Raw genomic sequence first — 10786 nt, 5'->3', positions numbered from 1 at the left:
GCAGCGCTGGATGTACGATCTGCTGGCGCAGCGCACCGCTGGCGCGCCGCGTTATTTTCCACAGGCCTCGGCGGCGTTGACGCGCTGCGCGTCACAAGCGGATGCCAGCGCGTTTGCGCGCTTCACGCGCACCGTGACGCGTCAGCGCGCCGTGGAGAACCATCCGCTGAACGCGCGGCTGGTGTTCGAGGAACTGTTTATCGGCTACCGCGAGCTGTTCGCGTGAACCGCGCCGGCGGCGAGCGCAAGCCGCTCGCTGTCCAGGCCGGAACGGGCTTTGCGCTGCGCGCTCCGGCCCGGCCATTCGTCCCGTAACCGGTCTTTCATTTCAGATACAAGCACCATGAGCCTTGCCTACCGAGATGCCACGCTCGACGATTTGCCCGCCATCGTCGCCATCTACAACTCGACCGTGCCGTCGCGGCAAGTGACGGCCGACCTCGAACCGGTCACGGTCGAGAGCCGGCTCGCGTGGTTTCACGCGCACGGCCCCCATAAGCGCCCGCTGTGGGTGGTGGAAGACCCGCAGCAGCCGGGCCGCGTGATCGCGTGGCTAAGCTTTTCGGATTTCTACGGCCGCCCGGCCTACCTGCGCACCGCCGAAGTCAGCATCTATCTCGACGAAAGCGCGCGCGGCCAGGGCCTCGGAAAAAAGCTGCTGACGGCCTCCCTCGCGGCGGCGCCCGCGCTTGGCATCGACACCGTGCTGGGCTTCGTGTTCGGTCACAACGACGCCAGCCTGCGGCTGTTCCGCGGCTTCGGCTTCGACACGTGGGGCTCGCTGCCGCGCGTGGCCGTGCTGGACGGCGTGGAGCGCGATCTGGTGATTCTCGGCAAGCGGCTCGATTTGGCTGACGCCGCCGCCTGATCCGCCTCAAGCCATTTTTCGCAGGACCTCATCATGTTTGTCGATTCGCACTGTCACATCAACTTCGAAGGACTCGCCGAGCGCCTGCCGCAAGTGCTCGAGAACATGCGCAGCCATTCGGTTACGCATGCGCTGTGCGTGTCGGTCGATCTGGAGACGCTGCCGTCCGTGCTGGACATCGCCAGCCGGCACGAGAACGTCTACGCGTCGGTCGGCGTCCATCCGGATCACGAGGACATGCGTGAGCCGAGTCTCGCCGAGCTGATCGAGTTGGCCGCGCATCCGAAAGTGGTCGCGATCGGCGAGACCGGGCTCGACTACTATCGCCTCGAAGGCCGCACGATCGCCGACATGGAATGGCAGCGTGAGCGCTTTCGCACGCACATCCGCGCGGCGCATGCGACGAAGAAGCCGCTGATCATCCACACGCGCTCGTCGGCAGACGACACGCTGCGGATCATGGCCGAGGAACGTGCGAGCGAGCCGGGCGGCGTGATGCATTGCTTCACCGAGCCGTGGGCGGTCGCTGAGCGGGCGCTCGCGCAGAATTTTTACATCTCACTGTCGGGCATCGTCACCTTCAAGAGCGCGACCGACGTGCAGGACGTCGCGCGCCGCGTGCCGCTCGAGCGCCTGCTGATCGAAACCGACTCGCCGTACCTCGCGCCGGTGCCGTATCGCGGCAAGCCTAATGAACCTGCGTACGTAAGTCATGTCGGACGCTTCATCGCGCAACAGCGTGAGATGCCGGACGAAGCATTGGCCGCGGCGACCACGCAAAACTTCTTCCGGCTGTTCAAATTGCAGCCCCCACGGGCGCGTAATTTATAAAGCTTAATAATATCAAAAGGATAGGGAAGTTTCCTAATGCAAGATATGAAAAACATTCCGATGTCGACCGCTGCCTTCCAATCGAGTTCCGCCGTGCGTGGCGCGCTGACGTCGGCGCGGCGCGGCGCATCGCGTGCCGCGCTCGCAGCCGCCTTCGCCTGCGCGGCACTGAGCGCGCTGGTCGCGGCGCCGGCGCAGGCGGCGCCGATCGACTCGTTGATCAAGTCGGTGAAGTTCGACGATGTCGACGGCGTCAACAAGCTGCTCGCGAAGGGCATGGACCCGAATAGCGTCGACAACCAGGGCATTCCGCTGCTGGTGATCGCCGCGCGCGAGAAGTCGGACAAGGTGGGCGCGGCACTGCTCGCCAACCCGAAAACCAACCTCGAGATCGAAGACAAAGCCGGCGAGAACGCACTGATGATGGCCGCGCTGGTCGGCGATCTGGACTTCGTCAACCTGCTGGTCGCAAAAGACGCCGAGGTCAACAAGAAGGGCTGGGCGCCGCTGCACTACGCGGCCGCGAATGGCCACGACGACATCGTCAAGGTGCTGCTGGACCATTCGGCGTATGTCGACGCGGGTTCGCCGAACGGCACCACACCGCTGATGATGGCCGCGCGCGGGGGCCATGTGTCGACGGTGAAGCTGCTGCTGGACAACGGCGCGGATCTGACGGTGAAGAACCAGATCGGCATGACGGCGCTCGATTTCGCGAAGACCTACAAGGAGCCGGACGTAGTCGAAGGCCTGAGCGCGCGCCTGCAGCAAATGCAGCAGAAGTGAACGGTGCGGCGACCAGGCCGTTCGCCCGGTTCGCCGCGCATTGGCCTGAAGATGGCGGGGGGCTGCCTGCTGCGCCTGCCTGAAACAGTGCAGAATGACGACTTGGCGCGCCAGGTGGCGCGCCGTCTGGATGCGGCGAAAGACCGCCTGATAAATGACCCTCGAAAGGAACACCATGCTGCGGGCTTTGATTTTCGCCAGCGCGTTTGCCGTACCGCTATCGGCAGCCGCGTTTACGGGGGGCGACCTCAACAAGCTGTGCACCAAGACGGATGTGGCATCGCGTAGCGCCTGCGCCGCCTACATCGAAGGCGCCGCCGACGGCATCTTCAACACCATCGACGCGATCGGCGGCACCACCGGCCCGCGGGTCGGCCAATACTTCTGCCTGCCACCCGACGCGCGCTCGGCCCAATTGACCGATGCGGTGCGCAAGTACATCGCGGAAAATCCGATCGTCGCGGGCTACAACGCCAGCACGGCGATCTCGCTGGGCCTCGGCAAGGCGTTCCCGTGCAAGAGCAGCGACTGATCTGAACGGCCGGGCTGCGAGCCCCGCGTGCCTCATGTGGGCGGGTGGTGCAGTCGGCCAGCATCTTCGGCAATGGGCCAGACTGATGCGGGGTTGAAAACCCTCGCCAAGCCGGCCGCTTCAAAACCGGTTCGGTTGAAAACCGGAGCGTCCCTCCGTGCCAGGGGAACTGGGCGCGATTCGCCACTGCGCGGCGATTGAGACCTAAGATGTCGTTAGTCCGCGGATGCGCCACGCGGGCCCAAGGCGCAAACAGGCCGCCGGGTGAACTCCCGCCGTGAGGGCACGCGCGGCCGGGCGCTGACTCTGCAATGCGCCCGCTCCCGCAGTGCACTGTTGGGTCGTCCGGCGGCCCGGCGCGCAGCGCGCAGCGCGCAGCAGCACGGTACATCGCCAACGGCGCGCCCGCGCGCCGCGGTCCTGTCTACCACTCGAGCCAGGAGGAACATACCCCCCATGTCTACTCTCGACGACTTCAGCCTCGTCGCCGAAGCGCCGCTGCATACGTGGTTCGGCGCGTTGATCGTGTCGGTAATCGTGGCGGCGGTGGCCATCGGCATTCACCGGGTCGGCGCGCGCATCGTGATGCGCATCGCGCGGCCGCATCCGCTCATCAGCGTGGTGCTGCGCTATGTCGACAAGCCGTCGCTGTTCGTCCTCGTGATTCTGGTGCTGGAAGGCGTGTGGTCCGAGGCGCCCGATGCGCTCAGGTACATCGAGCCGATTCGGGACGTCGCCGCGATCGCGCTGATCGCCGCGCTCACGTGGCTGTCGGTGCGCTCGGCGGCGGCCATCGGCGAGGCGATCATTCGCGCCCATCCGCTCGATAGCGCCGACAACCTGCAGGCGCGCCGCATCCATACACAAGCCCGGGTGCTGGCGCGCTCGGTGATGATCCTGATCGTGATCGTCGGCACGGGCGGCGCGCTGATGACTTTCCCGAATGTCCGCCAGGTCGGCGCGAGTCTGCTGGCGTCGGCCGGGGTGGCCGGTCTGGTTGCCGGTATTGCGGCGCGGCCGGTGCTCGGCAATCTGATCGCCGGGTTGCAGATTGCCTTGTCGCAGCCGATCCGGCTCGACGACGTTGTCGTGATTCAGGGCGAGTGGGGGCGTATCGAGGAGATTACCGGTACGTATGTGTCGGTGCGGCTGTGGGACCAGCGCCGGCTGATCGTGCCGCTGCAATGGTTCATCGAAAATCCATTCACCAACTGGACGCGCAGCAGCTCGCAGATCATCGGCACGGTGTTCCTGTTCGTCGATTACCGGATGCCGCTCGCGCCGTTGCGCGAAGAGCTGGCGCGCATCGTGGAGAGCGCGCCCGAATGGGACCGCCGCGTGCAGGTGCTGCAGGTCACGGACGGCACCGAACGCGCGATGCAATTGCGCGCGCTCGTCAGTTCGCTCGATTCCGGCCTGAACTGGGATTTGCGCTGCCGCGTGCGCGAAGGGCTGCTCGATTTCATCCAGCGGCACTATCCGCAATACTTGCCGCGTACGCGTGCCGATGTGTCGGCGGAGCTGGAAACCAGCACGAACGAGCAGATCGACTGGGTGCCGCGCAGCGCGCAGGCGCCGGCCGGCAGCACCGCCGCGCATACCGAGGCCGATCCGGTGGCCAGCCGGTTTGGACGGCCCGGTGCGGCGGAGGCTGCGCAGAAGGCGAAGGAGAAAGTGTAGCGGGCACGCGGGTAACGCATACTTTGATGAGTGCGTGAGCAGGCGCCGTGCCCCGCTCACATTGCGTGCCTGAACCGATCAGCCCCTCTAGCGGTCGAACCGTCCACTCACTCACGAACCTGGCGCGGCAACGGCATGCTTCAGCGTGCTGCGGGCAACAGCGGCGCAACTCCCAACACCACCGCCGCCATCGCCAAAGCACACCCGCCCGCGCCGTGCCAACCAAGGAGGACATGCAACATGGGCCGACTGATCGTCGTGTCGAATCGCGTCGCTACACCAACGGAAACCAAGGGATCGGCGGGCGGCCTCGCGGTCGGCGTGTTCGGTGCGCTGAAGGACGCGGGAGGCGTATGGTTCGGCTGGAGCGGCGACGTGGTCAGCGAGACCGTCGCCAACGCCGGCCCTACGCTGGAACAGGACGGCGCCGTGACCTTCGCGACCGTCGGACTGACGCGCAAGGACTACGACCAGTACTATCGCGGCTTTTCTAACGCGACGCTGTGGCCGGTATTCCACTACCGCAACGACCTTGCGCGCTACGAGCGCGAGGAGTATGCGGGCTACCGCCGCGTCAACGCATGGCTTGCGCACAAGCTGATCAAGCTGCTCGAACCCGACGACATCATCTGGATTCACGACTACCATCTGATCCCGTTCGCCGAGGCGCTGCGCAACGAGGGCGTGACGAACCGCATCGGCTTCTTCCTGCATATTCCGTTTCCCGCGCCGCAGATCCTGCTCAACATTCCGCCGCACGAAGAGCTTGTGAAATCGCTGTCCTGCTACGACCTGCTGGGTTTCCAGACCGCCACCGACGAGCAGGCGTTCCACGACTACGTGACACGCCACGCGCGCGGCACGGTGAGCGCGGACGGCCTCGTCGAAGCGTTCGGGCGCAAGCTGCGCACCGGCGTCTATCGCATCGGTGTGTTCCCCGACGAAATCGCCGAGCAGGCGAAGCGCTATGAAAGCCGCCAGCATGTGCTCGACCTGAAGCAGAGCCTCGAAGGCCGCAAGCTGATCATGAGCGTCGACCGACTCGACTACTCGAAGGGACTCGTCGAGCGCTTCCGCGCGTTCGAACATCTGCTGGAGCGTTCGCCCGAATGGCGCGGCAACGTCACGCTCGTGCAGATCGCTCCGCCCACCCGCTCGGACGTCGCCACCTATCAGAAGATCCGCCAGGATCTCGAATACGAAGCAGGGCGAATCAACGGCCGCTACTCGGGCCTCGACTACACGCCGATCCGTTATCTGAACCAGCAGTACGACCGCTGGAAACTGATGTCGCTGTTTCGCGAATCGCAGATTGGCTTCGTGACGCCGCTGCATGACGGCATGAACCTGGTCGCGAAAGAATACGTCGCTGCCCAGAATCCCGACGACCCCGGCGTGCTGGTCCTATCGGTATTCGCGGGCGCGGCGGCGGAGTTGAGCGGCGCGTTGCTGGTCAATCCGCACGATGCGATCGGCATGTGCGAAGCGTTGCAGCGCGCCTTGCAGATGCCGCTCGACGCGCGTCAACGGCGGCATGAGATCAACATGGCGGCGCTGCGCAAGAACGATCTCGGCGTGTGGCGCGACACCTTCCTGAGCGATCTGCGCAAGGTGCCGGCGCAGAAACCGGCCAAGGGGGACGGCCACAAGTGATGGCGCATGGGGATGAAGTCACGGCGGCGCACCTGCCGCTGCTCGCGTTCGCACGCGGCACAAGCGCATGCTGAGCGCGCTGGCCATCGCGGGCTACCGGTCGTTGCGCGAGTTGATCGTGCCGCTCGGCCGCCTGAACGTGATCACGGGCGCGAATGGCAGCGGCAAGTCGAGCGTGTACCGCGCGCTGCGTTTGCTGGCGGAGACCGCGCGCGGCGGCGTGATCACGTCGCTCGCGCGCGAAGGCGGTTTGCCGTCGACGCTGTGGGCCGGCCCCGAGCGCTTTTCGCGCGCGATGCTGGCGGGCGAGTCGCCCGTCGAGGGCACGCGCCGCAAGGAGCCGGTCAGTCTCAGGCTCGGCTTCGCCAGCGACGAATTCAGCTACGCGATCGATCTGGGCTTGCCGGCGCCGCGGGAGTCGAGCAAATTCCAGCTCGACCCGGTCATCAAACGCGAGTGCATCTGGAGCGGACCGCTGCTGCGGCCTTCGGCGTTGCTGGTCGACCGCCACGGCGTCGCCTTGCGCACGCGCGACGGCAACGGCGACTGGCAGACCGTTCCGCAACCGGTCGCCAGTTTCGACAGCATGATGACGGAGTTCTCCGACCCGCGCAGCGCACCCGAAATGGTGACGGTGCGCGAGCAGATCCGCTCGTGGCGCTTCTACGATCATTTCCGCACCGACGCCGAAGCGCCTGCGCGTCTGCCGCAAATCGGCACGCATACGCCGGTGCTGTCCGACGACGGCACGGACCTCGCGGCGGCCTTGCAGACCATCCGCGAGATCGGCGATCCGGCCGTGCTCGACGCGGCAATCGACGACGCCTTTCCCGGCTCGCAACTGGACGTCACGACGCACGACGGCCGCTTCGAAGTGGCGATGCGCCAGCACGGTCTACTGCGGCCGCTGAAAGGCGCGGAATTATCGGACGGCACCCTGCGCTATCTGCTGCTGGTCGCGGCGTTGCTCACGCCGCGTCCGCCCGCGCTGCTGGTGCTGAACGAACCGGAGACGAGCCTGCATCCGGACCTCTTGCCGGCGCTCGCGCGTCTGATCGCGCGGGCATCGGCGGATTCGCAGGTGCTGGTGGTGTCGCATGCGGCGCGCCTGATCGCGGCACTCGAACGCGAGGAGGCGAGCCAGTCGATCGTGCTGGACAAACACTTCGGTGCGACGCGCCTCGCCGATGCCGACGGCCTTGAATTGCCCGCATGGAAATGGCCCGCGCGCTAGTCTTTCGGGCCGAAGAGGAGCGGCTTGGATGTAAGCCGACTGTAACAGCGCAGAGCAAATGCAAGGTCGGGGGCTTTTTGCCGGACGCCAGGGAATAATGCTCCGATGCCGGTGGTGCACGCGTGCTTGCGTCACCCTCGCGCCATTGCATTGATCGGAGTGAACGGCGCTGTCATACTCGGCGTCGCTGACGCGCACCGCCACGAGGCGCAAGCCGTCAGTCTATGGAGACACATAATATGAAGATTGCGCAGATCGCCCCCTTGACCGAATCGGTGCCGCCGAAGCTGTACGGCGGCACGGAGCGCGTCGTGTCGTACATCACCGAGGCGCTCGTCGAGCTCGGCCATGACGTGACGCTGTTCGCGAGCGGCGACTCCGTCACCAGCGCGAAACTCGAAGCGGTCTGGCCGCGCGCGCTGCGTCTGGACCCCGGAATCCGCGACCGCATCGCACCGCACATGCTGCTGATGGAACTGGTGCGCCGCCAGGCCGATGAGTTCGACGTGCTGCACTTTCACCTCGACTACTACTCGTTCTCGGTGTTCAAACGGCAGGAGACGCCGTTCGTCACGACGATGCACGGCCGCCTCGATTTGCCCGAGCAGCAGCCGGTTTTCGACACCTTCAATACCGCGCCGGTAATCTCGATTTCGAACGCGCAGCGTCATCCGCTGCCGCAGGCGCGCTGGCTCACCACCGTCTATCACGGCTTGCCCGAGCGGCTCTATACGCCGCAGCCGGTCGAGCAGAAGTACCTCGCGTTTCTCGGCCGCATCTCGCCGGAAAAGCGCGTCGACACGGCGATCCGCATTGCCGGGCGTTGTGGGATGCCGATCCGCATCGCGGCGAAAGTGGACGCCGCCGACCGCGAGTACTTCGAACGCGAGATCCGGCCGCTGCTGGACTTGCCGTACGTGGAGTTCATCGGCGAGATTGCGGATAACCAGAAGGCCGAATTCCTGTCGGGCGCGCATGCGCTGCTGTTCCCGATCGACTGGCCGGAGCCGTTCGGTCTCGTGATGATCGAGGCGATGGCGTGCGGCACGCCGGTGATCGCGTTCAATCGCGGCTCGGTGCCGGAAGTCATCGAAGACGGCGTGACGGGTTTTATCGTCGAGGACGAAATCGGCGCGGTGGCGGCGGTCAACCGTCTGCACAAGATGCCGCGCGCGGCCGTGCGGCAGCGCTTCGAGGAGCGCTTCACCTCTCACCGGATGGCACAGCAGTACGTGGATGCGTATCAGTCGGTGATTCGCGCGCAGAAGCGTTCGCGCTTCAAGGTGATCGATACGTCGTCGGGAAGTTGACGCGGCGGATTCGACTTCCTTTGCGTCGGGCTGCGGACTCACCTGCGGCACGGTGAAAAAAAGAACGGCGGTGTGCGATGCGCACCGCCGTTTTTCATTGCTGCTTCATGCTGAACGATTGCCTTGGCTGGGCGCCGGACTTATGCCGCACAGGTCCTGAAGGGCAGTCGGAATGCGAGGATGAGCGGCGGCCGGAAGCCTGAACGAACCTGCCGCCGCGACGCTCCCGCCAGCCGCCCCGCCACCGCAGATCGCGCGGGCCCACGTCCGACCCGGCCTCCGCGGCTCACGCAAGCAGGCGGATCAGACGCTTACCCCGCAGACCTTTCCACCGGATAGCGCGCGTTCAGATCTTCAGCCGCGATACCTTGGTGCCCTGCAGTGACAGGTCGCCCATCAGGCCGGCATTGGTCAGCACGAATACCTGGACCGGGGCAGTTGCCGTGGTCGTGTCGATTGCGCCGTTGGCGCCGACCTTTACCAGCGCGACGGAGGCGTCGCCGCCGACCGACCAGCCATCCGCATTGCGGAATTTGTCGAGCGAATCCTGCGTCATGAACAGGAAGATGATGGCCTTCGATTGCGCGCCCGCCTGCAGGCCGAACGACCCGGAAATCGTGCTGTAGTAGCCGACCGAGGCGCCGCCCACGCGCAGCGCGCCTTCGCCGTACTGACCACCGACGATGAAGCCCGCTTGCAGAACTGACGGGAACACCAGCACGCCGCGCGCCTTCGACACCAGTTCGCGGGAACCCTTCACGGTCGTGAAGAGGCGTGACAGCGTGCCGTCGACGGCGGCGTCGATCGACTGGCGCTTCGAGGAATCGGTGGAAGGCGTGGCGTTGTTGCTGCTGGAAGACGTAGTCGTACAGCCAGCGAGTGCAATGCCTCCGAAAGCGAGCGCAGCGGTAGTCTTCAACATGAAGTTTCGTCTTTGCATCGTTTTTCTCCGTGTAGTTCCGGGGCGCAACATGAGGGCGATGTCGCCGCGTTGCCTTTGAGTTATATCACAGGCGAGCGCAAACGCGCACTCCGCCGGCAGGCGAGAAGCCTTGTGTGACGGGGCTTTGCGGCTGATCGCAAGACGTTGTGATGTAATTTTGACCTGCCTCGGCGCGGACCCCGAAAGGCCTGTGTGGCGTTTTGATCGGGCTTCCCACAAGGCCGGCATGGCGCGCGGCCGCGCGTGGGTCAAACGCTCGGCGTCCGCCAGAAAAGTGCTTTTTACCGATTTTTGGGCCCGGCTCAGGCGTTGAAAATCGAAACGGAAGTGTTGCCCGGACGCCGCATTCGACGAAGGGTTGGGAGGGACGCCGCCACGACGCCAACCTCATCCATGATTCGCCGGACTCTTGACCGGCGGCGGGCGCCGCAGTGCGCGGCGCACCATGCCGATCACCATGCCGATCAGCAGCAGCACGATCGCCGGCACGACCCAGTACCCGACGAACGCATGCCACAGATACCCGATCAGCGTCGTGCGGCGCACGCTGTATTCGTTGCGCGCGTCTTGCTGGCGCGGCGCATTGGCGGCCAGCACGTCGACGGGACAGCCCGCGGCCTGGGCCTCGTCGGGCTTGCCGTGGCAGCGCGCGGCCGCGCCGGCCGCGCGTTGTGCCGTGGTGAAATTCCAGGTGGTCAGCGCGCGGTCGAGGTCGACGGCGTTATACGCCATTTCCTCGCGGATCTCGCTGACCGCGACGATCGCCACGGGCACGGCCCAGAAAACGATGACGAGCAGCCACCGCCTCAACCAGCGGTTTTTATGCTTCGATACCATCCTTGCCTCCAATCGATGCTCAGCAGCACCAACGACAAGATGGCGGCCCGTCTAATGTTTGTATAGGGGGGCCGTCTCCGCAGCCATCATAGAAGAAAACGGCGGGTTCAGG

At 65.4% G+C, this 10786-nt stretch carries 10 protein-coding genes and 1 pseudogene; 9 read left to right on the top strand and 2 right to left on the bottom strand.

Annotated features, from left to right (window positions below; genetic code table 11):
• The 9 genes and pseudogenes from CIC12_RS10260 to CIC12_RS10220 form a co-directional block, all read left to right on the top strand.
• Positions 1–226: pseudogene (locus CIC12_RS10260) on the top strand (DNA polymerase III subunit delta'); the annotation flags it as partial.
• A gap of 117 nt (positions 227–343) precedes the next feature.
• Entirely contained in the window at positions 344–868 is a 525-nt protein-coding gene (locus tag CIC12_RS10255; RefSeq protein ID WP_168664016.1) for a GNAT family N-acetyltransferase, read from the top strand.
• Positions 869–901: 33 nt separating this feature from the next.
• Complete coding sequence (locus tag CIC12_RS10250; protein WP_168664015.1) at positions 902–1699, top strand: TatD family hydrolase; 798 nt, start codon at positions 902–904, stop codon at positions 1697–1699.
• Positions 1700–1744: 45 nt separating this feature from the next.
• Positions 1745–2485 carry an ankyrin repeat domain-containing protein gene (locus CIC12_RS10245; RefSeq protein WP_168664017.1) on the top strand — a complete coding sequence of 247 codons (741 nt, stop codon included), beginning with the start codon at positions 1745–1747 and terminating at the stop codon, positions 2483–2485.
• 175 nt (positions 2486–2660) lie between these two features.
• Complete coding sequence (locus CIC12_RS10240; RefSeq protein ID WP_168664014.1) at positions 2661–3017, top strand: Rap1a/Tai family immunity protein; 357 nt, start codon at positions 2661–2663, stop codon at positions 3015–3017.
• A 456-nt stretch (positions 3018–3473) separates the two neighbouring features.
• On the top strand, positions 3474–4697 hold the full coding sequence (locus CIC12_RS10235; RefSeq protein WP_168664013.1) for a mechanosensitive ion channel family protein: 1224 nt from the start codon (positions 3474–3476) through the stop codon (positions 4695–4697).
• 240 nt (positions 4698–4937) lie between these two features.
• Positions 4938–6350, top strand: coding sequence for an alpha,alpha-trehalose-phosphate synthase (UDP-forming) (gene otsA, locus CIC12_RS10230; RefSeq protein ID WP_168664012.1), 1413 nt, complete (start codon positions 4938–4940; stop codon positions 6348–6350).
• Positions 6351–6417: 67 nt separating this feature from the next.
• A complete protein-coding gene (locus tag CIC12_RS10225) occupies positions 6418–7584 on the top strand; it encodes an AAA family ATPase (protein WP_168664011.1) in 1167 nt (388 codons plus the stop codon).
• 239 nt (positions 7585–7823) lie between these two features.
• The gene (locus tag CIC12_RS10220) at positions 7824–8894 is read left to right on the top strand and encodes a glycosyltransferase family 4 protein (RefSeq protein WP_168664010.1); all 1071 of its coding nucleotides are present in this window, start codon (positions 7824–7826) and stop codon (positions 8892–8894) included.
• 346 nt (positions 8895–9240) lie between these two features.
• Here the strand turns inward: CIC12_RS10220 and CIC12_RS10215 are convergent, their stop codons facing one another.
• A complete protein-coding gene (locus CIC12_RS10215; RefSeq protein WP_168664009.1) occupies positions 9241–9834 on the bottom strand; it encodes a BPSL1445 family SYLF domain-containing lipoprotein in 594 nt (197 codons plus the stop codon).
• 390 nt (positions 9835–10224) lie between these two features.
• On the bottom strand, positions 10225–10674 hold the full coding sequence (locus CIC12_RS10210; protein ID WP_168664008.1) for a hypothetical protein: 450 nt from the start codon (positions 10672–10674) through the stop codon (positions 10225–10227).
• Between the last annotated feature and the right edge of the window lie 112 nt (positions 10675–10786).

The sequence above is a fragment of the Paraburkholderia sp. SG-MS1 genome, assembly GCF_012275575.1.
Lineage (GTDB): Bacteria > Pseudomonadota > Gammaproteobacteria > Burkholderiales > Burkholderiaceae > Paraburkholderia.
The sequence above is the reverse complement of the archived record's forward strand: the minus strand, read 5'-3'. Positions and strand labels throughout refer to the sequence as shown.

Bases quoted from the DNA above. Each gene is read 5' to 3' on its own strand.
- CIC12_RS10255 (WP_168664016.1), top strand. From the start codon at position 344: ATGAGCCTTGCCTACCGAGATGCCACGCTCGACGATTTGCCCGCCATC.
- CIC12_RS10250 (WP_168664015.1), top strand. From the start codon at position 902: ATGTTTGTCGATTCGCACTGTCACATCAACTTCGAAGGACTCGCCGAG.
- CIC12_RS10245 (WP_168664017.1), top strand. From the start codon at position 1,745: ATGAAAAACATTCCGATGTCGACCGCTGCCTTCCAATCGAGTTCCGCC.
- CIC12_RS10240 (WP_168664014.1), top strand. From the start codon at position 2,661: ATGCTGCGGGCTTTGATTTTCGCCAGCGCGTTTGCCGTACCGCTATCG.
- CIC12_RS10235 (WP_168664013.1), top strand. From the start codon at position 3,474: ATGTCTACTCTCGACGACTTCAGCCTCGTCGCCGAAGCGCCGCTGCAT.
- otsA (WP_168664012.1), top strand. From the start codon at position 4,938: ATGGGCCGACTGATCGTCGTGTCGAATCGCGTCGCTACACCAACGGAA.
- CIC12_RS10225 (WP_168664011.1), top strand. From the start codon at position 6,418: ATGCTGAGCGCGCTGGCCATCGCGGGCTACCGGTCGTTGCGCGAGTTG.
- CIC12_RS10220 (WP_168664010.1), top strand. From the start codon at position 7,824: ATGAAGATTGCGCAGATCGCCCCCTTGACCGAATCGGTGCCGCCGAAG.
- CIC12_RS10215 (WP_168664009.1), bottom strand. From the start codon at position 9,834: ATGCAAAGACGAAACTTCATGTTGAAGACTACCGCTGCGCTCGCTTTC.
- CIC12_RS10210 (WP_168664008.1), bottom strand. From the start codon at position 10,674: ATGGTATCGAAGCATAAAAACCGCTGGTTGAGGCGGTGGCTGCTCGTC.